Annotated in this window: 20 protein-coding genes, 1 tRNA gene and 1 pseudogene; 13 read left to right on the plus strand and 9 right to left on the minus strand. The window is 64.5% G+C overall.

Translation table 11 applies throughout. The features are described from left to right. The 4 genes and pseudogenes from I55_RS21230 (at window position 1) to upp (ending at window position 4013) form a co-directional block, all read left to right on the plus strand. A complete protein-coding gene (locus I55_RS21230; protein ID WP_307718724.1) occupies window positions 1-486 on the plus strand; it encodes a cytochrome c-type biogenesis protein in 486 nt (161 codons plus the stop codon). Then, window positions 483-2144, plus strand: coding sequence for a c-type cytochrome biogenesis protein CcmI (gene ccmI / locus I55_RS21235; RefSeq protein WP_049974363.1), 1662 nt, complete (start codon window positions 483-485; stop codon window positions 2142-2144). Before I55_RS21230 ends, ccmI begins: the two co-directional genes overlap by 4 nt. Window positions 2145-2340: 196 nt before the next feature. Then, window positions 2341-3204 (plus strand): diguanylate cyclase, encoded by an 864-nt coding sequence (locus I55_RS21240; RefSeq protein ID WP_044562584.1) that lies wholly within the window; start codon window positions 2341-2343, stop codon window positions 3202-3204. Window positions 3205-3362: 158 nt separating this feature from the next. Beyond that, window positions 3363-4013 (plus strand): annotated as a pseudogene (gene upp / locus I55_RS21245) (uracil phosphoribosyltransferase). Window positions 4014-4046: 33 nt separating this feature from the next. On the opposite strand, the gene I55_RS21250 reads toward upp, so the two are convergent. Then, window positions 4047-5438, minus strand: a complete 1392-nt coding sequence (locus I55_RS21250; protein WP_049974364.1) for a hypothetical protein — start codon at window positions 5436-5438, stop codon at window positions 4047-4049. Between the two features lie 230 nt (window positions 5439-5668). Here I55_RS21250 and I55_RS21255 point away from each other — a divergent pair, with 230 nt between their 5' ends. Then, complete coding sequence (locus I55_RS21255) at window positions 5669-7030, plus strand: hypothetical protein (protein ID WP_148293883.1); 1362 nt, start codon at window positions 5669-5671, stop codon at window positions 7028-7030. Between the two features lie 81 nt (window positions 7031-7111). On the opposite strand, the gene I55_RS38585 is transcribed toward I55_RS21255, so the two are convergent. Beyond that, complete coding sequence (locus I55_RS38585) at window positions 7112-7378, minus strand: transporter associated domain-containing protein (protein ID WP_252181245.1); 267 nt, start codon at window positions 7376-7378, stop codon at window positions 7112-7114. Window positions 7379-7425: 47 nt separating this feature from the next. Next, on the minus strand, window positions 7426-8400 hold the full coding sequence (locus tag I55_RS21260) for a hemolysin family protein (protein WP_252181246.1): 975 nt from the start codon (window positions 8398-8400) through the stop codon (window positions 7426-7428). 304 nt (window positions 8401-8704) lie between these two features. Between I55_RS21260 and groES the strand changes: the two genes are divergently transcribed. Further along, window positions 8705-8992 (plus strand): co-chaperone GroES, encoded by a 288-nt coding sequence (gene groES / locus I55_RS21265; RefSeq protein ID WP_044562586.1) that lies wholly within the window; start codon window positions 8705-8707, stop codon window positions 8990-8992. A 101-nt stretch (window positions 8993-9093) separates the two neighbouring features. Next, complete coding sequence (gene groL / locus I55_RS21270; protein ID WP_044562587.1) at window positions 9094-10725, plus strand: chaperonin GroEL; 1632 nt, start codon at window positions 9094-9096, stop codon at window positions 10723-10725. 76 nt (window positions 10726-10801) lie between these two features. Here the strand turns inward: groL and I55_RS21275 are convergent, their stop codons facing one another. From I55_RS21275 to I55_RS21285, 3 genes are all read right to left on the minus strand, one after another. Beyond that, window positions 10802-11254: a hypothetical protein gene (locus I55_RS21275; protein WP_044562588.1), complete on the minus strand. Its 453-nt coding sequence runs from the start codon at window positions 11252-11254 to the stop codon at window positions 10802-10804. Window positions 11255-11459: 205 nt separating this feature from the next. Continuing rightward, window positions 11460-11705 (minus strand): DUF1150 family protein, encoded by a 246-nt coding sequence (locus tag I55_RS21280; RefSeq protein WP_044562608.1) that lies wholly within the window; start codon window positions 11703-11705, stop codon window positions 11460-11462. Between the two features lie 99 nt (window positions 11706-11804). Further along, window positions 11805-12278 (minus strand): Hsp20 family protein, encoded by a 474-nt coding sequence (locus I55_RS21285; protein WP_044562609.1) that lies wholly within the window; start codon window positions 12276-12278, stop codon window positions 11805-11807. A 704-nt stretch (window positions 12279-12982) separates the two neighbouring features. Here I55_RS21285 and I55_RS21290 point away from each other — a divergent pair. Further along, the gene (locus I55_RS21290; protein WP_049974365.1) at window positions 12983-13573 is read left to right on the plus strand and encodes a hypothetical protein; all 591 of its coding nucleotides are present in this window, start codon (window positions 12983-12985) and stop codon (window positions 13571-13573) included. Between the two features lie 194 nt (window positions 13574-13767). Here the strand turns inward: I55_RS21290 and folE are convergent, their stop codons facing one another. Continuing rightward, window positions 13768-14406 carry a GTP cyclohydrolase I FolE gene (gene folE, locus I55_RS21295; RefSeq protein ID WP_199902668.1) on the minus strand — a complete coding sequence of 213 codons (639 nt, stop codon included), beginning with the start codon at window positions 14404-14406 and terminating at the stop codon, window positions 13768-13770. 160 nt (window positions 14407-14566) lie between these two features. Further along, window positions 14567-14959: a Co2+/Mg2+ efflux protein ApaG gene (gene apaG / locus I55_RS21300; protein WP_044562589.1), complete on the minus strand. Its 393-nt coding sequence runs from the start codon at window positions 14957-14959 to the stop codon at window positions 14567-14569. A gap of 514 nt (window positions 14960-15473) precedes the next feature. Between apaG and I55_RS21305 the strand changes: the two genes are divergently transcribed. The 4 genes from I55_RS21305 (at window position 15474) to I55_RS21320 (ending at window position 18291) form a co-directional block, all read left to right on the plus strand. Beyond that, a complete protein-coding gene (locus I55_RS21305) occupies window positions 15474-16085 on the plus strand; it encodes a GNAT family N-acetyltransferase (RefSeq protein ID WP_049974366.1) in 612 nt (203 codons plus the stop codon). A 141-nt stretch (window positions 16086-16226) separates the two neighbouring features. Beyond that, window positions 16227-16300 (plus strand) — tRNA-Gly (locus tag I55_RS21310). Between the two features lie 438 nt (window positions 16301-16738). Then, window positions 16739-16975 (plus strand): helix-turn-helix transcriptional regulator, encoded by a 237-nt coding sequence (locus I55_RS21315; RefSeq protein ID WP_044562590.1) that lies wholly within the window; start codon window positions 16739-16741, stop codon window positions 16973-16975. Then, the gene (locus I55_RS21320) at window positions 16975-18291 is read left to right on the plus strand and encodes a type II toxin-antitoxin system HipA family toxin (RefSeq protein ID WP_044562591.1); all 1317 of its coding nucleotides are present in this window, start codon (window positions 16975-16977) and stop codon (window positions 18289-18291) included. The genes I55_RS21315 and I55_RS21320 overlap by 1 nt, the downstream gene beginning before the upstream one ends. Before the next feature lie 212 nt (window positions 18292-18503). Here the strand turns inward: I55_RS21320 and I55_RS34965 are convergent, their stop codons facing one another. Beyond that, window positions 18504-21857 carry a type ISP restriction/modification enzyme gene (locus tag I55_RS34965; RefSeq protein WP_083901311.1) on the minus strand — a complete coding sequence of 1118 codons (3354 nt, stop codon included), beginning with the start codon at window positions 21855-21857 and terminating at the stop codon, window positions 18504-18506. A 223-nt stretch (window positions 21858-22080) separates the two neighbouring features. Between I55_RS34965 and I55_RS21325 the strand changes: the two genes are divergently transcribed. Then, entirely contained in the window at window positions 22081-23019 is a 939-nt protein-coding gene (locus tag I55_RS21325) for a restriction endonuclease (RefSeq protein ID WP_044562592.1), read from the plus strand. Window positions 23020-23071 lie beyond the last annotated feature (52 nt).

The following is a 23071-nucleotide window of genomic DNA, read 5'->3' on the forward strand; positions in this document are numbered from 1 at the left end:
GTGCTTTTCACTCTAGTCCTGGCGGCCACGCTGCTGTCCGGCCCCTTGGCGCGCGCCGTGCAGCCGGACGAGATGCTGCCCGACCCGGCCATGGAAGCGCGGGCGCGCGCCATCTCCAAGGATCTGCGTTGCCTGGTCTGCCAGAACCAGTCCATCGACGACAGCGACGCGCCGCTGGCCCGCGACCTGCGCCTGCTGCTGCGCGAGCGGCTGGTCAAGGGGGACACGGACGCCCAGGCCGTGGCCTTCCTGACCGACCGCTATGGTGACTATGTCCTGCTGCGCCCGCCGGTGAAGCCGGCGACGTACCTGCTGTGGTTCGGCCCCTTCGCCCTGCTGCTGGCGGGCGGCGGCCTGCTGCTGTGGCGGGGCCGCCAGGGGGGCAAGGGGCGGGCGGAGGCCGTGGCCCCGCCCTTGACGGCGGAGGAGAAGGCGCAGGTGGCCCTGCTGCTGCGTGATGAGGATGAGGGGAAGGGGCGGCCATGATGGCGTTCTGGATCGCCGCCGCCCTGCTGACGGCCGGCGTGCTGCTGCTGTTGCTGCGCCCGTTGATGGTGTCGCGTCCGGCGGAGGCCGAGGGCACGCCCGAGGTCGACATCTACAAGGACCAGTTGGCGGAGATCGACCGCGACGTGGCGCGCGGCCTGCTCAACGACGACCAGGCCGCCGCCGCCCGCACGGAGGTCAGCCGGCGGTTGCTGGCGGCCCATGGGCGTGTCGAGGCCGCCCGCTCCAAGACCGCGGCGCTGGTGCCGGCCAGGCCGTCGCGCAAGCTCGCCACCGCCCTGATGGCCGTGGTGCCGCTGCTGGCCATGGCGATATACCTGCGCCTGGGCAATCCCGACCTGCCCGGCCAACCGGCGGGCGGACGTACGGACCAGGGCACTTCGGCCAAGGCCCAGGCGGTGCTGAAGGTGCTGCAGGGCCGCGTGGCGGCTGATCCGAAAGACCTGGAGGCGTGGAAGGCCCTGGCCACCGCCCAGGGCATGATGGGCCAGAACGACAAGGCCGCCGCCGCCTGGGCCAAGGCCGTGGCGCTGGCGCCGGATGACGGCGTGATCCAGGCTTCCCGCGCCGAGGCCCTGGTGCTGGCGGCTGATGGCGTGGTGGGGCCGGAGGCGAAGGAGGCCCTGGCCAAGGCCCTGGCCCTGAACCCCAAGGAGCCGCGCGCCCGCTATTACGACGGCTTGGCCGTGCGTCAGGCGGGCGACCTGAAGGGCGCCGTCAGCCGCTGGTCCGCCCTGCTGGCCGAAAGCCCGGCCGACGCCTCCTGGGTGCCCTTCCTGCGTGGCCAGCTGGGTGAGGCGGCGACGGAGGCCGGGATGGACCCGGCGGCCGTGACGCCGCAGCCGCTACCTCCCACCGGCCCCCCCGCCGGGCCGCCGACACCGGCGCCCGGCGCCGCGCCGGGGCCGACGGCCGCCGACATGGCCGCCGCCGCCGGCATGTCCGGCGGTGACCGCGCCGCCATGATCCGGGGCATGGTCGACCGCCTGGCCAACCGCCTGAAGGACCAGCCCAACGACGCCGAGGGCTGGAGCCGTCTGGCGCGGGCCTACCGTGTGCTGGGAGAGAACGACAAGGCGGCGGAGGCGGAGGCCAATGCCAAGCGGTATGGCGGCGCCGCGACCAGTGCCGCGGCCAGCCCTGGGGCCAGCGCCGTGCCGGGCGTGCCACCGGGCCTGCCCGACCCCGCCACGATGACGCCGGAACAGAAGTCGGCCACGGTGAAGTCGTTGCTGGCCCAACTGCAGGCGGCGGCGGAGAAGGAGCCGGCGAACCCCGAGGGCTGGCGCCGCCTGGCCGGCGCCTATGAGGTGACGGGTGACGTGACCAAGGCGCGCGACGCCTGGGCCCGTGCCGTCGCGGCAGCGCCTGACGATGCCGATACCAACCTGGGGTATGCCCGGGTGCTGCTGCCGGCCGATGGCGGGCATCCGCCGCCGGCCTTTTTCACCGCCCTGCGCGTGGTGCTGAAGGCCAACCCCGGCAACCCGCAGGCCCTCTGGTACCTGGGCCTGGACGCCGCCGAGGCCGGCCGCAAGGCGGAAGCGCGCGAGCTGTGGGGGCGGCTATTACCGCTGCTGCCGGAAGGCGATGACCGCAAGGAGTTGGAGGATAGGCTGAAGGCGCTGGGGCGGTGATCGCCGCATCCCGCTGATTCCACGGGACTAACCGGGAAGGGCGGCGCCATGCCGCACCCTATCCCTTGGGTGGTGCCGAGAGCGGATGCAAACGATAGGTGAATGACCTAAAGTACGGGGACTGCCTTGCCCGACCGGGCGGCGCCCCGTTCGGGGCGCGCCACCCCGGTCTTGTCATCAGGATCGTTTTCCCGCGATGAATGAGTCCCCTTTGCCCTCCGCCGCCGGTCTGGCCGGCGTGGTGGACGAGCATATCCGGTGGATCGGCCAGTGGCACCGCGTGGCGTTCTTCAGCCAGGGTGACGCCGCCGCCCTTCCGGTGCCGATGGCTTTCCCTGCCTGGGTGCGCGGGGCGTCTGGCAGCGAGCTGGCGGACCAGCCGGCCATCGATCGCCTGATCTCCCTGCATGACCAGATGCACCGCATGGCCCGCCTGGTGCACATGCGCGCGGTGGAGGGCCAGCCGCCGTCCCTGGCCGCCTATGAGGCGGTGATCGAGAAGTTCGACGAGTTCATGCTGCTGCTGCGCCGTATCGAGCGGGCGTTCAGCGTGGCTGGCAGCGGCATCGACCCGCTGACGGGCCTGCGCAACCGCACCGGCCTGCGCGAGGAGATGGAGCGCGAGGTCAACCGCTACCGCCGCACCGGCCGGCCCTTCTGCGTCGCCCTGTGCGACCTGGACAAGTTCAAGGCGGTCAACGACACCTATGGGCATGAGGCTGGTGACCGGGTGCTGATGGCGGCATCCGGCGCCGTCAACCAGGGCATTCGCAGCTTTGACGAGGCCTTCCGCCTGGGGGGCGAGGAAATCCTGATCCTGCTGAAGGACGCCACCATCCTGGACGGCTACGCCGTGGTGGAACGCCTGCGCCAGGATATGGAGGCGATGTCCGTCGCCATTGGCGGCGGGCGCAGCATCCGCTTCACCGCCAGCTTCGGCTTGGCGGAGGCGCGACTGGGCTGCGATCCGGAGGATTTGGTGGCAGAGGCCGACGCCGCGCTTTATACGGCCAAGCGCCAGGGGCGCAACCAGGTGGTGCGGGCGACTCCGCCGGCGTGAGGGACGGGCTGACCGGGTGGTCAGGATCGGCCAGCGCGGACATACCGGGGTAACCGGTTTCACATTCACGGGCGCCCGCCGCCTATCACGGTGGCGCTGGGACGCCGCGTCCGCTAGCTTGGATGGAATTCCACCTTTTCAATCCTGGTCTTGGCCCCATGCGCACCGTCTCCGAGTTTCCCAACCTGTTCGTCGCCGACCATCCGCTGATCCAGCACAAGCTGTCGCACATGCGGGACAAGCGGCGGTCCACCATGGGATTTCGCCAACTGTTGCGCGAGATCGCGCTGCTGATGGGATATGAGCTGACGCGCGACCTGCCGTTGACCACGGAACGGATCGAGACGCCGCTGGTGGCGATGGACGCACCCGTCATCGAGGGCAAAGAAGGTCGCCGTCGTGCCCATCCTGCGGGCGGGCCTGGTGATGGCCGAGGGGCTGCTGGAGCTGATGCCCGGCGCGCGTGAGGCCACATCGGCCTCTATCGCGACCATGAGACCAGCAGCCGGTGGAAATATCTGGTGAAGCTGCCGGCCGCGGCCGGCCGCACCTTCATCTTGGTCGATCCCATGCTGGCCACCGGCAACTCCGCCGTCCACGCCGTGGACGTGCTGAACCGCCACGGCGTGGCCGACGATCAGATCCGCTTCATGGCCCTGGTGTCGGCGCCGGAAGGGGTGCGCGTCTTCCACGCCGCCCACCCCGGCGTGGCCGTCTACACGGCGGCGCTGGACAGCCACCTGACCGACGACGCCTACATCGTCCCCGGCCTGGGCGACGCCGGCGACCGCCTGTTTGGCACGAAGTAAGGGGACGGTTCCGGGTATCGGCCGCCCAACCTCTTACGCCGGCCGCACCATGACCATGCCCAGGGCGGTGGGGACGTAGACCACGCCCGCCGGGCTGATGGACAGGGCGGAGTAATGGTTGTCGAACAGGGGGCCGCTACCGACCTTGGCGCTCCACGCCACCGAACCGGTCGCGGCATCCACCGCCGTCAGGAACCAGTCGTGACGGCCATCCTCGATCTTCAGGCTGTAGGTGTAGACCAGACCTGTCGCCAGGGACAACTTGGACACGACCGATGGAACGGTCACGTGCGGGTTCTCCCACGCCACCGTGCCCGGACACGGCAGGTTGTCATAGCGCACGCGCGCCATGCCGGGGACCACGGGCCGGGTGGATAGGCCGTTGCTGTAGCCGTAGTTGTTCTCGACGAAGAAGCTGCCATCGCAGCCGATCAGGGAGTTTTCCGTGTCGCTGTGGCCTTTGGGGAAAACGGGCACTTGTGCCACCACGCGGTTGCCCGGCACCTCCTTCTCCCGTCGATAGACGACGACGTGCATCTGGGGATAGGCGTTGTCGGTGATGCCGCAGAAGCTCTGCCCCGTGCCGGTGCCGACCAGGGTGGGGGTGGTCCCCGTCCCGCCGCTCTGCTGCCCGGGCTTCTGGCCCAGGCCCCGGTCATAACTGTAGCACCAGCTCACCTGCGGGTTGATGCCGGTGGTCGGCACGTCGAAACGGTAGAGGGCATAGTCGCTGGCGATGAACACACCGCCCGTCTGATCCACGGCGAAGGAGTTGCCGATGCGTTGCGGGGCGTCCAGCACGGTGGTCCAGCAGGCGCCCGACGACCGGTCGACATAGCCCACGGTGCCGGTGTCGGTGACCCACCACAACCGGCCGCTCCAGTCCGGCAAGGTGGAGAGGATGCTGGCGTCGGCGTCGCCGATGCTGCCGGCCAGGTCGTAGATGCGGGCGACGCGGAAGCTGCTGTCGTCGCCACTGGCTTTCGTGGGAACGTCCACCACCCAGATTTGCTGGTTTGCCGTCGGCAGGACAGCCTGGTTGGCATCGCTCAAATAAATGTAGCCGCCCGCGCCGAAACCGGTGCTGCCCCCCGCGCCCGCCGGCAGATCCATTTCCGCCAAAATATCCAGGGTCCGCGGTTCCAGAAGCAGCAGGCGCCGGCCTTTCGGGCCTATGGCGACGGTGACCAGACGCCCTTCCGGGTCATAGGTGATCGACGCCCCTTCGCCGCCCAATTCCTTGTAGGAAACCTCCAGCGTCCCGCCCAGCGGTCCGGCCCAGCCGTAGGTGTCGGTCATGAAGGCGTCGCAATGCATGTTGCTGCGGCCGTTGGGTGCCATATGGGGGTTCTGGGGAACAGGTTCCGTGGCGATGGGCTTGGGCTCGACACGCGGGACGACGACCGTGGCGATTTCAACGGACATGGGTTGGCCCTCCATATGGCGGATCGGCGGGCCCTCTATCGCGGCCCGTGGGAAATCTGCAATCATAACGCGCCTGGCGTATGATTTATGTATACGAACGCGATAGTAATATTTGATATAAAATCTCTAGTCCATTATAAAGATGCTTATGCAATCCATAAGGGTATCCGGTCGCCACCGTGGCCCCGTTTGCCATAAGGCAGTCCCCGCCCGCGCAGGAAGGTGTTCCCATGCCATCGCAGCCCGATCCTTGCCTTGCGTCCGGCACGTTCGTGCCGGGGCCGGATGACGGCCCCTGGTACCGGACCATGATGCCCTTCGAACATTTCGATTCGGTGCGGAGCCAGCAATTCCCCCACAGCTGCAACGTGGCCCAATTGGCCGGGACGCCGCGTGCCCGGGTGGCCCTGCGGCGCGCGCCCGGGCACTATCCCAATCCCTACAACATCGTCACGCGGGAACGGGATGAGCTGTTCATCTACGGGGGCTATGTCGGGAACGCCCCAGGCTCGTACGTCGCCCGTCTCGACGCGCTCACCCTGGAGGAGCGGTGGCGCGTCCACTTCGACGTGCCGTTCGATCACTATTTCGATTGGCCCGGCGTGCTGGGCGTCCACGGCAACGGTTTCCTCTATGTCGTGACGGGGGCCAAACTGGCGAAGATCGATCCGCGCACGGGCGCGCATCGCACCATCGAACTGCCCCGGCATCCTGGCGGTTTCGGGGCCGCCTACAACGGTTTCGTCATCTCCCGCAGCGGCGCCATCATCGCCAAGTCGTTGGAGAGGGGGCGGCCCTTGGTGAATTCCCTGCCGGGGCTGTACGCGGTGAAGGAAAGCGACATCCCGGCCTTCCTGGTCGCGGTCGATGCCGAGACGCTGGAGGTCAGGGCCGTGACCCAGACACCCGATCCCATCCTGGGCCGGGTCATGGTCGACAAGCAGGGGGACGCGGAATTCATCTATCTGCCCGGGCTGACGCATCTGTGGCGCTATCGCCTGGGCCCGGACAGCCTGACGCTCGATCCCGACTGGAATCCGCAATATGTCTTTCCGGGCGAGCAGCCGGGAACGGCCTGCGGCATGCTGAATGGCTGGGTGGTGGTCCAGAACAATTTCCTGAAGGCGGAAAAGCCCTTGCGCATCTCCGCCTTCCATCGGGAGGATGCGGCCAGGCAGCACAGTGTCGTGCCCTTTCCCGATGGCGTTCCCAGCGAGGAATTTTCAAAGCCCGCCCTGGATCCGGTCCATAGCCGGGTCTACACCAACGACCAGCAGGCCGCGCGGGTGGCCGCGCTGACCTTCACGCCGGACAAGGGCTTCTCGACCGTCTGGCAACGGTCGCAGACCATGGCGTCCTTCTGGGCGGTGGTGGGACCGGCACAGGGGCGCAACATCATCGGCACCGATTTCGTGGACGGGCAGGACGCGGTTTTGTGGCGCGACGCCGACACGGGTGAGGAACTGGCCCGAATCGCCGGCCTGGATGCCCGGCCCAACGGCAACATCGTGGCCACCGGCTTCGATGGCCGCTTCTACTACCTGGGGGTCGACGAGGGTACGGTGAACGAACTGACGCTCCATCCCGACTAAGGGCCCCGACTAAGGGCCCCGACTAAGGGCCCCGACTAAGGGCCCCAAATAAGGGCGCCCCGGTGCCGGTACGGCGGCCGCTCACTCCGCTGGCGGAATCACCAGGATCTTGTCGATTCGGCGGCCGTCCATGTCCACCACCTCGAACCGGTATCCGGCGTGGCTGATGCCTTCGCCCACGCGGGGCAGGTGGCCCAGCTTGAACAGCAGGAATCCGGCCAGGGTCAGGTAGTCGCCGCCGTCGCGCAGGCCCGGCAGGTCCAGGACGTTGGACGCCTCGTCGATGGCCATGCGGCCGTCGATCAGCATGGACCCGTCCTCGCGGCGCACGAACTCATCCTCATCCACGTCGTGGGCCTCGGGCAGGTCGCCGGCGATGGATTCCAGGATGTCGGTCAGGGTGACGATGCCCTCGGCGCTGCCGTATCATCCACCACCAGGGCCATCTGCTGCCCGGAAGAGCGGAACAGCTCCAGCAGGCGCATCACCTGGGTGCCGTCGTGCACGATCAGGGCGGGGTTGGCCAGCTTGGCCAGGTCCGGCGTCTCGCCCGCCAGCACGGCGTCCAGCACGGCCTTGGCGTGCAGCACGCCCACCACCTCGTCCAGGCTGCCGCGGCAGATGGGGAAGCGGCTGTGGTGGCTTTCCTGGATTTCCTTGGTCAGCTGGGCGACGTCGTCGTTGAGGTCCAGCCACATGACGTCCAGGCGCGGGGTCATGATGGCGCGCGCCGGCCGGTCGGACAGGCCCAGCACGCTTTCGATCATGCGCTTCTCTTCCGGCTCGAACACGCCGGCGGCCGTGCCCTCGGCGATCAGGCTCTTCACCTCCTCCTCGGTGACGGCGTTCTCCGGCTTGCCGGCGGCGCCCAGCAGCTTCAGCACCAGTTCGGTGGTGGCGCCCAGGAACCAGGCCACGGGCGTGGCGACGCGTGACAGACCCTGCAGGAAGGGGGCTGTCAGCACGGCGATGCGCTCGGTCGCGAACAGGGCCAGGCGCTTGGGCACCAGCTCGCCAACGATCAGCGACACCAGCGTGATGCACACCACCACCAGGGTGACGGCGATGCTTTCGGCGTGGGGCGCCAGGGACGGGACGGCCGCCAGGCTTTCCGCCAGGGGGCCGGACAGCGTGGCGCTGCCGAAGGCGCCCTCCACGATGGCGATCATGGTGATGCCGATCTGCACCGTGGACAGGAAGTGCGAGGGGCTGTCCTGCAGGGCCAACGCCGTCTTCGCGCCGCGCTGCCCCTTCTCCGCCAGGGAGACCAGCCGGCTGCGCCGCGCGGACAGCACGGCCAGTTCGGACATGGCGAAAAAGCCGTTCAACAGGATCAGCAGGACGAGGATGGCGACTTGCAGGTAGAGCATCAGGGCGGCGGCGTCGGAGCCTGTCGGGAAAGGGATTACGCGGCACGATAGCATGGACGGACACTCTGTCGCGTCCTTGCCGTCATCATGGGAGGAAGTTTTACGGCTTATGCCATCGTTCCAGGCGGGTCTGCCACCTGGGCCGCCACCCGAGCGACGTGACGTTTTCGCGACCGGCCGCCCGGTTGCCGCTTGCGCTCTTGATTCCCGTTTTGACTCGTATTATCTCCGCTAGCACTCACCGGGTCTGAGTGCTAACAGCAGGCTCAGGCCCACACCTTTTGCCTTTTCAGGGAGAGACCCTATGAAGTTCCGTCCGCTGCACGACCGCGTGGTGGTGCGTCGCGTCGAAAGCGAGCAGAAGACCGCCGGCGGCATCATCATCCCCGACACCGTCAAGGAAAAGCCCCAGGAGGGCGAAGTCGTGGCCGTCGGCCCCGGCGCCCGTGACGAGCAGGGCAAGCTGATCGCCCTGGACGTGAAGGCTGGTGATCGCGTGCTGTTCGGCAAGTGGTCCGGCACCGAGGTCAAGATCGATGGGGCCGATTACCTCATCATGAAGGAATCCGACATCCTGGGCGTCGTCGCCTGATTGGATGATCGGGCTGGCTGACCAGACGGTCGCCGCCCCGGATTTCCCCTCATCGCCATCAGGGCCTTACATCAGGCCCCGGAATTCAAGGAAGAGAGATTATGGCTGCCAAGGAAGTGAAGTTTGGCGTCGATGCCCGTAACCGCATGCTGCGCGGCGTGGACATCCTGGCCGACGCCGTGAAGGTGACCCTGGGCCCGAAGGGCCGCAACGTCGTCATCGAGAAGAGCTTCGGCGCTCCCCGCATCACCAAGGACGGCGTCAGCGTCGCCAAGGAGATCGAGCTGTCGGACAAGTTCGAGAACATGGGCGCCCAGATGGTGCGCGAAGTGGCCTCGAAGACCAACGACATCGCCGGTGACGGCACCACCACCGCCACCGTGCTGGCCCAGGCCATCGTGCGCGAGGGCGCCAAGGCCGTGGCCGCCGGCCTGAACCCGATGGACGTGAAGCGCGGCATCGACCTGGCCGTCACCACCGTCATCAACGACATCAAGAGCCGTTCCAAGAAGATCTCGACCAACGCCGAGATCGCCCAGGTCGGCACCATCTCCGCCAACGGCGAGGCCGAGATCGGCGAGATGATCGCCCGCGCCATGGAAAAGGTGGGCAACGAGGGCGTCATCACGGTGGAGGAGGCCAAGAGCTTCGACACCGAGCTGGAAGTCGTCGAGGGCATGCAGTTCGACCGCGGCTACCTGTCGCCCTACTTCGTGACCAACGCCGACAAGATGACGGCTGAGCTGGAAAGCCCGTACATCCTGCTGCACGAGAAGAAGCTGGGCAGCCTGCAGCCCCTGCTGCCGGTGCTGGAAGCCGTCGTGCAGTCCGGCCGTCCGCTGCTGATCGTGTCGGAAGACGTGGAAGGTGAGGCGCTGGCCACGCTGGTGGTGAACAAGCTGCGCGGCGGCCTGAAGATCGCCGCGGTGAAGGCCCCGGGCTTCGGCGACCGCCGCAAGGCGATGCTGGAGGACATGGCCATCCTGACCGGCGGCCAGGTCATCTCCGAAGACCTGGGCATCAAGCTTGAGAACGTGTCGCTGGACATGCTGGGCACCGCCAAGAAGGTGGTGATCACGAAGGACGCGACCACGATCGTCGACGGCGTGGGCGCCAAGGCAGACATCGAGGCCCGCATCGGCCAGATCAAGGCGCAGATCGAGGAGACCACCTCGGACTACGACCGTGAGAAGCTGCAGGAGCGTCTGGCGAAGCTGGCGGGCGGCGTTGCCGTCATCCGCGTCGGTGGCGCCACCGAGGTCGAGGTGAAGGAGCGCAAGGACCGCGTTGACGACGCCATGCACGCCACCCGCGCCGCGGTGGAAGAGGGCGTGGTGGCCGGCGGCGGCACCGCCCTGCTGTACGCCACCAAGGCCCTGGACGGCCTGAAGCCGGCCAACGACGACCAGCGCGTGGGTGTGGACATCATCCGCAAGGCCCTGCAGGCCCCCGTGCGCCAGATCGCCTTCAACGCCGGCACCGACGGCTCCATCGTCGTGGGCAAGCTGCTGGACCAGGCTAGCGCCGACTTCGGCTACAACGCCCAGACCGGTGAGTTCGGTGACATGTTCGCCTTCGGCGTCATCGACCCGACCAAGGTGGTGCGCACCGCCCTGCAGGACGCGGCCTCCGTGTCCGGCCTGCTGATCACCACCGAGGCGATGGTCGCCGAGAAGCCCGAGAAGAAGGCCGCTCCGGCCGGCGCCCCGGGCATGGGTGACATGGACTTCTAAGTCGTTCCCAGAACGAATTGGAAATGGAGAGGGCCGGCGCCTGAAAGGGTGCCGGCCCTTTTTCATTGGCGGTGGATCAGCGGGCGGCGTCGCGCGTCATCCGGGCCTGAATCGGGCTCTGGCCGCGCACATCCTTGAACGTCGCGTTCAACTGCGTGTCGTCAGCAAGGGTCACTTCCAGGGTGCCCCGTCCCAGACGGTCGCAGAACCCGCCGTCGGTCTGCACGATCTCGAAAACCATGATGGGCTTCCCGTCGACTTTCCTGTTCCCGGCATAGTCCTGCGTCATGCGGCAGTTCATCGGTGCCGCCAAGCGTGCCACGCCTGTCAGCCGGCCCTGGGTGGTTTGGAAGACGATGGTGAGGCCGACGGGGCGATTGGCGATCTGGACCTCGCCCGACCAGGCGCCGGCCACAGGGGAGCCGGCGGCGGGGGATCCAGTTTGAGCGTGGGGCAGGCCTGGTGCCAGGAGGGTGCCGCCCGCCACCATAAGGGGCAGGGCCGTGACGGCGCGTTTCAGGAAGCGCATGGGGATGTCTCTCTTGCGTTGGAAGGGCCGGGCCACAGCCCGCCGGGGCTGCCACCCCGCCACCATATACAATCAAGAGGAAGCGGGCCGCCAACCCCCGGGCCGCCCAACAAAGAAACAAAAGCGCCCGCAGGGCAAATGCCGCGGGCGCTCCTGGACGTCAGGGGGAAAAGGGAGGGAAGCCGCTTCGGCCGCGCCAAAGGGCTCAATGCACCCGCTGCGGCTCCATGTCGTGCTGGCGGACGGAGGCCAGCGCCACCTCGGGGGAGGCGGCCACGGCCAGCGGCGTGCCGTCGGCGGCGTGGATGGCGTAGCCCAGGATGCCCTGGGTCACCACCGGCTTGACATAGGCCAGCACGTTGACGCCGAAGGCGGCGAAGTCCTGGCTGGACAGGTGGCGCAGGGCGTCGTCGCTCAGCGTCTGGAATTCGGTGTCGAAGCTGTCGGTCATGATGGTCACTCGCTTTTCGCAACGTGAGGAAAGACAGGCTCTTGGAGCCCTGTCAGGGTGAAGGCGGAAAATGGCCCGATCATGGGCCAGACCGGGTTTTTATGGGGCTGGATTCTTGTCCGGCGAAACGTCGATCGTCTGGGGCTCGGCGGTGCCCTCGCCGGCGCCGCTGATCTTGATGGTGCGCACCTTGGGTTCCGGGATGGGCCGGCGCAGGTCGATGTGCAGCAGGCCGTTGTCCAGGCTGGCGCCCAGAACCTCGATGCCGTCGGCCAGGACGAAGCTGCGCTGGAACTGCCGGGCGGCGATGCCGCGGTGCAGATAGATGCGCGACTTGTCGTCGTGCTGGCGGCCGCGGATGATCAGCTGGTTGTCTTCGGTCTGCACCTGCAGGTCATCGAAGGTGAAGCCGGCCACGGCCAGGGAGATGCGCAGCCCATCTTCGCCGATCTGCTCGATATTGTAGGGCGGATAGCCCTCGGCGGCTGACTTGGAGATCCGGTCCAGGGTGCGTTCGAACTGGTCGAATCCCAGCAGGAAAGGGCTGTTCAGAAACGAGACACGGGTGTTCATGATGTCGGCAACCTCCTCCAACGAGCGAGTGTGCGGGGGCGGCCTTCGGTTCCATCCAGCCAGGGACGGCAGCCTAGGCCCGCTGCTCGGCGGCCCGGAACGGCACCGCCTGTGAGATACATGGGTACCCCCTCCCAGGGTTCAAGACAAGCGTCGGCGCGTCGGCGCGGACCAATCTCCCGGGGCGCCGCCGGGCCGGCATGCCGGGGGCTCCGCCTCGCTTGTGATAGCCATCATGGCGGGGGCTCCATGCCTTTCGGCCAGGGAAGACGCGACGGGCCAGCTGTCCCCAGAAATTGTGGATAAGTCTGTGTACGGGCGGTATCCGGGCCAGGAGTCCTGGGGCTCTGCCCTGTTTGCGCAAAAAACAGGCAATAAAAGCAAGTCATTGAAGTAAAAAGATATTAATGAGGAAGCGTCCGCTCTGGCCCCCATGTTTCCGTACCGCGAAGGGGCGTGCGGAGCCCCTGATTCGGTCTTGACAGGCTTGTGGACCGCCCTTGACCCGAATTCCCCGGCGTCATGCCCTGGAATCCTTGAGGCTAGGTCCTCCGGCGGGGGTTCCGAGTCGCGTCGTCGCCGGTCAACACCGCCGTTTGTAGGGGTTTATCCCGGGCGTCACGCTTGATCAGTCGCCGGGGTCATGACACAAGCATTGCCATCTACCAATCCGGCTTACCGCCCCAGTGTCCTCGAGGTGATCCATGCGCCGTCTCTTCCTGGCCCTTGTTCTCGGTCTCCTGGTCGTGGCGCCGGCGGGCGTGGGCGTACGGGCCGCCTGGGCTCAGTCGGGCGGCTTCGGTTTCGCGGATGAGACGCCCATCACCCTGAACGTGGCCGAGATCGAGGTGGTGAACGACTACGTCTCGCCCATGAAGCCGCCCAACATCGAATACCAGCTGCAGCTGACCCCGGCCGAGGTGGTGCGACTGTGGGTGCAGGACCGGCTTAAGGCCGCTGGTTCCAGCGGCAAGGCCCGGGTCGTGATCAAGAACGCCAGCATCGTGGAAGTGAACCTGCCCCGCACCACCGGTGTGAAGGGCTGGTTCACCACCGACCAGTCGCAGCGCTATGACGGTCGGGTCGATGTGGAGATCCAGGTGGACATGCCGGCCAAGGGTTATGCCGGCAGCACCTCGGTGGTTGTCACCTCCAGCCAGTCGGTGTCCGAGGACGTGACCCTGAACCAGCGGGAAAAGACATGGTCGCAGCTGGTGCGCGACATGGCCCGCGACATGGACGCCCAGCTGGCCAAGGGCATCCGCGACAACCTGTTCGCGGCGATGATTCTGTAAGACGCCCTCAAACGCCGGGCGGGCGCATCCGCGCCTTGGCTATCCTCGCGTTTCAGTCCGCTTCGCTTCCCGAAACGCTCCGGCGGACGCGGTCGCGTCCTAGGGAAAATAAGGCGGTGCGGTGTGCTTGAGTAAAGGAAAAGGCCGGTGGCGCTGTTGCCACCGGCCTTTTCGTTGATGCGGGGCCTCAAGCCTCAGAACATGCTGCCGGCCGGGCTGGGATTGCCGATCATGGCCAGGAACTCGCGGCGGGTGCTGGGGTCGTTGCGGAAGGCGCCCAACATGCGGCTGGTGACCATGGAGACGCCGGGCTTGTGCACGCCACGGGTGGTCATGCACTGGTGCGCCGCCTCTATCACCACGGCCACGCCCAGGGGCTGCAGCACCTCGTCGATGGTGTTGGCGATCTGCGAGGTCATCTTCTCCTGGATCTGCAGACGCTTGGCGTACACTTCCACCACGCGCGCCAGCTTGGAGATGCCGACCACGCGTGAGCGCGGCAGGTAGGCCACGTGGGCCACGCCGATGATGGGCACCATATGGTGCTCGCAGTAGCTCTCGAACCGGATGTCGCGCAGCACGACCATCTCGTCGTAGCCATCGGTTTCCTCGAAGGTGCGGGCCAGCATCTCCATGGGATCCAAGGCATAGCCGGCGAAGAACTCCTCATAGCTGCGCACAACGCGGTCGGGGGTGCCCAGCAGGCCCTCGCGGGTGGGGTCGTCCCCGGCCCAGCGCAGCAGGGTGCGCACCGCCTCCTCCGCCTCCTCGCGGCTGGGACGGCCTTGGGCGGTTGGCACGTCGCGGCGCCCGTGAACCGGCCCGGCCACGATGGTGTCGGCGGGGGTTTTCTTGGCTTGGGTCACGGTCTGTCTTCCTTGGGGGCTGGAGTGATTGGCGCGGTCGGCCGGGAAGCCTAGCGCCGGGGGAGGCGGCCGGCTGTGACGGCGACATCACGCGCCGTCTCATGCCATCTACGGCTGAAACGCGGTATCAGTTCAGTGAACCCCGCTCATGCGGGCTGTCCAGGGAGAAGGCGGGGATGCGCACGTCGAAGCGGCTGCCGTCCGTGCGCTCCATCTGATAGCTGCCGACCATGATGCCGGACGGCGTGCTCAATGGCGTGCCGCTGGTGTATTCGAAGGACTGGCCGGGGCTCAAGACCGGCTGCTCGCCCACCACGCCGGCGCCGCGCACCTCCTGCACCCGGCCGCGGGCGTCGGTGATGTGCCAGTGGCGGCTGCGCAGTTGGACCGTCTCGGCGCCGGTGTTTTCGATCCGCACCGTGTAGGCCCAGACGTAATGGCTTTCCCGCGGGGAGGATTGATCCTCCAGGAACTGCGGGCGCACGCTGACCCGGATGGCGTGGGTGGTTTCGCTGTACATCGACTGTCTTTCCCGGGCCGTTCCAACCTCCCGACCGGATCGCGCCGGCACGCGGAGGGCGGCGGCCCCGATTCCCGTTCGCCGTCTTTCTTAGGCCCGTTCGCGGCCAATCTCCAGGTCCTTGCGGCCGGATGGGATCGCGAAGCGCCTCGGAAAGCGCCCAGGCGGCGGAGTCACCAAAGGTTCACCCAGCATATCATGGGCCGATGTCCGCCCAGCGTTGCTGGGGATGGGATGCCGATCCCCCCTGGACGATGGGCGGACGCCAAAAAACACGCTTGCGCCTGGGGGGGCTTGGCCTCATATAGGCCCTCAGGTTCAACTACCGACGGCGCGTTGCATGTACGCCAGCCTCCTCCTTCGACGACGATCCTCCGGTCGCCTGCCTTGCGGGCGACAGGGTCGTATCACGGCCGGATGCTGAAGCCTCGCCCCTTAACGGCGACGCCCCTCGGTTCCGGTCTCTAGGCGCCCACGGCGCCATCGATTTAGAGAACCGGGACACCCCAATCGTATGATCCTGACGACTGAGCTGCCGGCGCACGCCGGCGCCATCGAACGCCTGCTCGACACCGCCTTCGGACCGAAGCGCAAAGCCAAGACCGTTTACCGCCTGCGCCGGGGCATCGCCCCCGTGGCCGACCTGTGCATGGTGGCCTTGGATGACGAGGCGCCCGGCTATTCCGCCGCCCAGCCCCGGTTGGTGGCCTCCATCCGCTACTGGCCGGTGATGGCCGCCGACGGCACCATGACCCTGATGCTGGGCCCTATCGCCGTGGCCGAGGACTACCGGTCTGCCGGCCTGGGTGGCCAGCTGATCCGCGCCAGCCTGGCCCGGGCCGAGGCCCTGGGATATGAGAGCGTGCTGCTGGTCGGCGACGCCCCCTACTACAACCGCTTCGGCTTCACCCGCGGGCCGGTGCTGGGTCTGAAGCTGCCGGGCCCGGTGGAACTGGACCGGTTCCTGGGCCTGGAATTCGTTCCCGGGTCGCTGTCCAAGGCCCAGGGCATGCTGGGCCGGGCCGCCAGCCGGACCGTCACTCCCGCCACTGCGACGGCCGCCCCGGCCACCGGGGACGCGGGCGTCGCCAAGCTGGCCCGCCCACGCCGGAGGGCGGTTCGCTGAACCGTCCGGCCCCACGGCCAACCGCAACGGCCAGGACCCCTGACCGCCATCCGGTCGGGCCCCTTCCTTCCGCGTTTTCAGGCGGCGGTCGCACTGCCGCTTGAACGCCGCCCCGGAAAGCCCTATAAGCTCCTTCCCGGCGCGGGTGTAGCTCAATGGTAGAGCAGAAGCTTCCCAAGCTTACGACGAGGGTTCGATTCCCTTCACCCGCTCCAACAACTTCCCTAGAAAATCAGTCCCTTAGCGCCCCGGCGATGTGCGGGGTGGGGCCGCGTTGAGCCTGATTCTGCCCCATGCTAGCTTACACCAGTGCTTACACGGCGGCGGTGTAAGCAGGTCGGAAGCCAGTTCCGCGAATCGCCCTGGTGGCCGATCGACCCCTTGGACCGCCCATGTAAGCGCCTTTGTGTAAGCCTGCCTTTGTGTAAGCAGGAGTGCCCCGCCATGGCCCGTGCCCGTCTCACTGTGGATGAAGTGCATTCGGGTGGGTGCTGGCCGCTGCGTTCAGCAGTCATGGGGTCGGGTTGATCCGGGCATGAGCGTTGAAGGCGGCACCGCCGCCAAAACCCATAGGCGTTTATCCGCCTAATTTGACTTTAGGCGCTTTTTCGCCTACCGTTTCCTCAGGCGCAATTCCGCCTTGAGGGTAGGCTATGGGCATCCGCAGCAACACTGATCTTGGCCACACCCTGCGCCAGATGCGCCAGGCCGCCGGCCTGACCCAGGCGCAGTTGGGCGACAAGGCCAGCTTGCGTCAGCGGACCATCTCGGATGTGGAGCAAGGGCGGGGCTGCACCACGGAAACGCTGTTCGCCCTGCTGACGGCCCTGGGCGCCGAAATCACGGTGGACGCCCGCCGCGTCACCGACTTTATACCGGGCAACTACTGATGCCCCGCACTTCTCGCAGCCTTAAGGACAGGCTGGACGTCTATCTGGGGCGCAGTCTGGTGGGCGTCCTGGTGCGGGGCGGTGGCGGTGATGTCTCCTTCACCTATGACCGCGACTGGCAAGCCCGTGCCGATGCCCTGCCGGTATCGCTCAGCCTGCCCCTACAGGCCAAGGCCCATACCGGCCTGGCTGTGGCCGCCTATTTCGACAACCTCTTGCCCGACAGCGACGCCATCCGTGCCCGCATCGCCCTGCGCGAGGGGGCGGCATCCGACCGGCCGTTCGACCTGCTGGCCGCCATCGGCCGGGACTGCATCGGCGCCCTGCGCTTCCTGCCGCCTGGCGCCGACCCCGGGGACCCGACCCGCATGGAGGCTGACGAGGTGCCGGTGGCGGATATCGCCCGCCGCCTGCGCCACCTGAAATCCGCCCCCCTTGGGCGCGAGCGGGGGGACGAGGGTTTCCGCATCTCCATCGCCGGCGCCCAGGACAAGACGGCCTTCCTGCGCCTGCCCTCGGGGGCCTGGGCCATTCCCCGGGGCGCCACGCCCACCTCGCACATCTTCAAGCCCCCCATCGGCCTGACGGAGGGGCGGGTGGACCTGTCGGACAGCGTGGAAAACGAATGGCTGTGCCTGGCCCTGTGCCGCGCCTTGGGCCTGCCTGTCGCCAACGCCACCATCGAGCGGTTTGAGGATATCACGGTACTGGTGGTGGAACGGTCCGACCGCCGGCCGGTGGATGGCGTCCTCTATCGTCTGCCGCAGGAAGACCTCTGCCAGGCATTGGGCGTGCCCAGCAGCCAGAAGTATGAGGATCGGGGCGGCCCCGGCATCGCCCAAATCCTGAAGTTGCTGGCCCGCAGCGACACCCCCGACCAGGACCGGCGGAATTTCCTCAAGGCCCAAATGGTGTTCTGGCTGCTGTCCGCCCCCGACGGCCACGCCAAGAACTTTTCCATCTTCCTGACCCCCGGCGGCTTCCGCCTGACGCCGCTCTACGATGTGATGTCGGCCATCCCTTACGGCGCCACCTCCCGCGCGTTCGACCCCGCCCGGGTCAAGCTGGCCATGGCGGTGGGGCGCAACCGCCATTACCGGGTGCGGGACATCGCCTTGCGGCACTGGCGCCAGACGGCCGAGGCGGCCGGGCTGGCGGAGGGTGTCGTTGAGGAGATCATCGCCGAGTTGCGTGCCGACTTGGGCGCCACGCTCCAGAGCCTTCGGCCTAGCCTGGGCCATCATGTGCAGGCGGACCGGGTGGATCGGCTTTTCGATCACCTTGCCCACAACGTTAAGAGCCTGGCGTTTGCCTAATTGTCCAGTTGGTCGGAGGGCCGCAGATCCGCGTTGGCAAAGCCGATCCAGGTTACCCGGTGGCCGGGGACGCCCGTGATCAGGGCCTCAGGCTGGTGGGGGCCGCTGCACGAGCGCCGTATGATCGTGCAGGTTCAGGCCGCCGCTTTTCATCAAAACCAGTTTTCCGTCACGGTGCCCTGCCGGACTCGGGAGAAATATGTTAAAAAATTCTATGAAATTTCCCCGAAGCTCCTATTCAAATCATCTGATAGCAAAAGTATTGCAGTAATCCTGCGTGTGATCTTGGTTACATCGTGCAGTTCATCTGCATGCAAATTTCGTCCAATTACACTGTGCTCCCGATAACTCAGCCATTTCTTAATGACTTGATAGCCTCCCAGGTTATATTTCCACGCCTCGCTGGGGATGTTGGCCCAATAGACATTTTTGTTCAGATAGATATCGGTAGTAGTTCGGCCTATTAATTTGAAAATATGCTCAACGTCCAAATTCAACCCTTCTGCCCCGGCTTCAATAGCTTGAATCTCATCCTTCGTATAAGGGCGCTCAACGACTAAACCTTGGCCAGGCATGACAATTTCGCCACGTTGCAGGTGCCCCCAACCCGCAGTCAGGCTCATATCTGTCTCGGAGAGATGCCCCCCTCCGACCCGATTAACCACAGCCAGCCCTCGCATTTCGGGTCTGGGAGTTCCTGCCGTAACCCCCGGCACGGGTTTTTCAGGGTCAAGCAAGTCAGCCAGTTGCCGCCCTAATTTCGCTGAACCACGTAATATACTCTCCGCTTCGGGCAGTGGAATGCGTGGCCAATCCATTCGGAGTGCGCCAGCGTTCTCTGTGCGGTAGGTTGGCGTATGGAGAACTGCGACGACATGGTAAAAGAGATCTTCAACGCCGACACCGAGCGCCTCAAGTTTCTCTCCCACAGACCGGTTGACATTCGGGCGCCTGTTGACTACGTCCCCAGTCCCATGATCGTGATCATCGCGGAGATACATCGGGAAGAAGTTTGATAAGCCATTTCCCATGTTATCTGCGATGTGTTTTGTTACATCACCTCTATTAAATTCTTCCTTGGTTTGTTTTTCTCTCGCCTCTAACCATAAATTATCACGAAATATGTGTGGCCTATACTTCTCTCTTTTTTCGTCGAGTAATTTTGTATCTGGCTCCCAATAAATCCAGCGCACATCGAAGGGTCGGTAGTGATATCGAATTATATTTTCTGATAGCATGCCTCTGTTAAGTAGAATGCTGCGAACGTCTTCAGACTTGAATCTTCCAGAGTTAGTCATAATAGCGGGGTATGATCTGCGAATTTCGTCATGAGAAATGGATTTATCGAAATACATTGCAATTCTTTTCCGGAGACTTCCTTGGTCAATGTCCACAAGGAAGTTATCTCTGCTAGTTTTTACACCTGGAAAAGATACTGGAAATAATTCCGTCAATCTTGGATAAAGAAAGTAATTTTTGCTGGCTACGGCTGGAAGAAATGGCAAACCCAACTGCCGTTGCGGGACATGGGGGAGATAAATAGACTTCGGTTCGGCTGTGGCGCTTTCCATAAGCTGCTGTGTCTTGTTGCGTCCCCAAAGATGGCGAGACTGTACCTCAGAGGCAGGTACGTGCTCAACTTTTCGGACCAGAGTGGCAATTGCGGTACCTACCTGAATGCCTTCTTTGTTATGATCTGTCGAGAATATGCTGGGATCAGGACTTCCATCAGGTGCCACCTTTCCCGTTTTGTATTTATCTCCGTTGAGACAATCGATGCGAATTGCATCAAATTGCTTAAGGTAACGCTCTCTCATACCTGTAAACGACAGGCCATCCAGCCACGAGTAGTTAGTGATTAAGCATACTATACCTTGACCCGTCTTTTCAGTGATGCGGCGTTCGGCCATACGGAAAAATCTCACATAGAGATCGTTGAGCCCTTGCCCTTCGGGTTGGCGCACTGACGTAGCGGTGCGATACGCCTCGGTTAGGGTGCGTTCCTCCTCAATGGCCATACCCGCGAAGCCGTTGTAAGGCGGGTTACCAAGGATGACGAGGATAGGCTTCTCCTGCTTCACCTCGGCCGCTTTATCGCGTTCCTCCTGCAATTCGGCAAAGGGGAGTTTCGGTTTGTCCCGCTCTGGCTCCCACCCGGTTAAAGCATTGGTCAAATAGACACCCGCTCGTTCCGTACCATCTTCGCTCAGCGGGGCGTCAAGGGACTGGAGCAAGACACTCACTTGCAGATGAGCGACAACAAAGGGGGCTGGCATAATCTCAAAGCCGAAAACCCGCTCACGTGCAGCTTTTTTGACTGCGTGGCCCTTCAGGGCTCCTAACCCCCGATCATCTAGCGACCTTGAGATGTGTCGCAATACCTCGACTATAAATGAGCCCGTGCCTGTGCAAGGATCTAGAACGTAGACGTTCTCACCGGCGAGCCCCTCGGAAACGCCCAGGTCATCCCTCAGTGTCTGATCTACCCTCTCGACCATATAAGACACGACTTCAGGCGGTGTGTACCAGACGCCCAATTCCTTTTTCAGGGCCGGGTCGAATGCTTCTAGGAAGGGTTCATAGAAATATTGGACTGCATGGGAATCCCGGAAGCGGGCAAAGAAGTCCGTCCGGTCTACGCGCGATAAAGCAGCCGCCGCCCAGTCCAAGACCTCGACTAAACCTAATGGTTGAAGTTTATCCGGCATCGCCAATTGGCCAAACAAACTGCGGATCATCGGCACTCTTAGGTGCCAGACAGCGGTGCGCCAATCGAAGAGACCTGAAGGTGCCTGAGTTTGCCTGGACCACAGCACCCAGGCTGAAAAGATGCCATAGAACAGTGTTTGGACCAGAGTTGAACGGAAGAAGGCATCTCCTCTTTCCCCCTGGAACTTGACGCCCAGCGCTTGTTCCAACGCTGTCCGCACCAATGCTAGAGCGGGCAAATTTCCTTGGGCTTTGACCCTTCCCAGGGCATCCCGCGCGTAGGAGGCCAGAAAGAAAGCTACATCTTTGGGATCACGGAGAGTAGCGGCGTGGCTAAGGACCCGGCGCAGATATTCGCCAAAGACGTTACCCACCTCTTCAGATGTCTCTTTCGCCCTGGCGCAACGCTCCCAGAAATTTACGGCATCTTTTGCTAAGCTAAAGGATTCTAATTTTGCTGCTTTACCTGCACTGTCTTCCCCAATCAGCAAGAAGTCTCGGTAATTAGTAACTAGTACCAACCGATAATATTTCCAATATTTAGAAATCTGCTGAGTATCTGCTGTAAGCCAGGTGTCATCAGTAACCTTCTTGACCTCGACAACCCCCCGTTCTGGTAGAATCCCCGGCTTTGGCTCACCTTTCTGGCATTGATTGGCCGTAAATAGGCCAAAGTCAGGGTGCCCGGCACCTTGGTTTGCAATCTGGCTAACGCAAAATACCTTCGGTTTTAGGTCGTGACCGACTGCATTTATGAGTTCTTCCAAAGCTGCGTAATGTGTTAATTCGCCTGTAGCTGTCCCGGTTTCGCGATTTCTGGCTATTCTACGAAGATAGTTTTCAACAATACGTTCCATGTGCTGCATAATTTCCATTTCGATTTGGGTTTAAAAGATAGATATTTTCTATCTATTTGATGGAGTGCTTGGCATGCGAGTTCAGTGAAATTCGCTCGCTCTTTCTTTTCTGGAAAAGTTGAGGTCGTGCTACAGGTTTCGATTTCTACGGCGTCACGGGTTTGCCAGATTGGCAAGTGCCCATTATGGTAACAGAACTAAACGGCTCTAGGGGCCTGGGTAAATGCCTATTCCCGACTACCAAGCCTTCATGCTTCCCCTGTTGCAGCTCGCCGCCAAGGGGGAGCAACGCGTGGCTGACACCGCCTCGTTCTTGGCCGATATGTTCGGCGTGACCTTGGAGGAACGGACGCAGGTGCCCGCCAACGGTGGTCAGCCTGTCCTGAACAACCGCATGCACTGGGCCAAGACCTACCTGACCAAGGCGGGGCTGCTGGACAACCCCCGGCGGGGTTGGTTCGTCGCTACCGATGCGGGCCGCCAGCTCTTGGCGACGGCGCCGGAACGGCTGTCGGTTCGGGACCTGCTTCAGTATCCCTCATTCCGGGCCTTCTATCGCGGCACTACCCAGGCCGGTGATGACGCCGCCAACGGTGAGAGCAAGGCACCCCTGGCGGTCGCCGACAGCGTGTCGACACCGGAGGAGCAGGTCGAGGCCGCGCATTTGGCGATCCAGACGGCGCTGAAGGCCGACCTGCTGGCCCGTATCCTTCAGAACTCCCCCACCTTCTTTGAACGCATCATTGTCGATCTACTGGTGTCCATGGGCTACGGCGGATCGCAGCAGGACGCCGCCGCCCGGCTGACGCCCCGCACTGGTGACGGCGGCATTGATGGGGTGATTAACGAGGACCCTTTGGGCCTGGACCGTGTGTACGTACAGGCCAAGCGCTACCAGCCCGGCAACGCCGTCCATCGGCCGGAGGTTCAAGCCTTCGTTGGCAGCCTGGTTGGGGAAGGGGCGAGCAAGGGCGTGTTCGTGACCACCTCCACCTTTTCCACTGGTGCGGCTGATTTCGCCCGCCATCTGCCGCAGCGGATCATCCTGATCGATGGCCAGCGGCTGACGGACCTGATGGTCGCGCACAATGTTGGGGTGAAGGTGGCCCGCAGCGTGGAATTCAAGCGCATTGATGAGGACTTCTTTGCCGATGAGGCGTAAACGCCATCCGCGCCGGCGATAGTTCCCAATGGACGCCACCACCGTCCCCATA

Origin of the sequence: Azospirillum sp. B4, from assembly GCF_000333275.1 — a bacterium.
Taxonomy (GTDB): domain Bacteria; phylum Pseudomonadota; class Alphaproteobacteria; order Azospirillales; family Azospirillaceae; genus Nitrospirillum.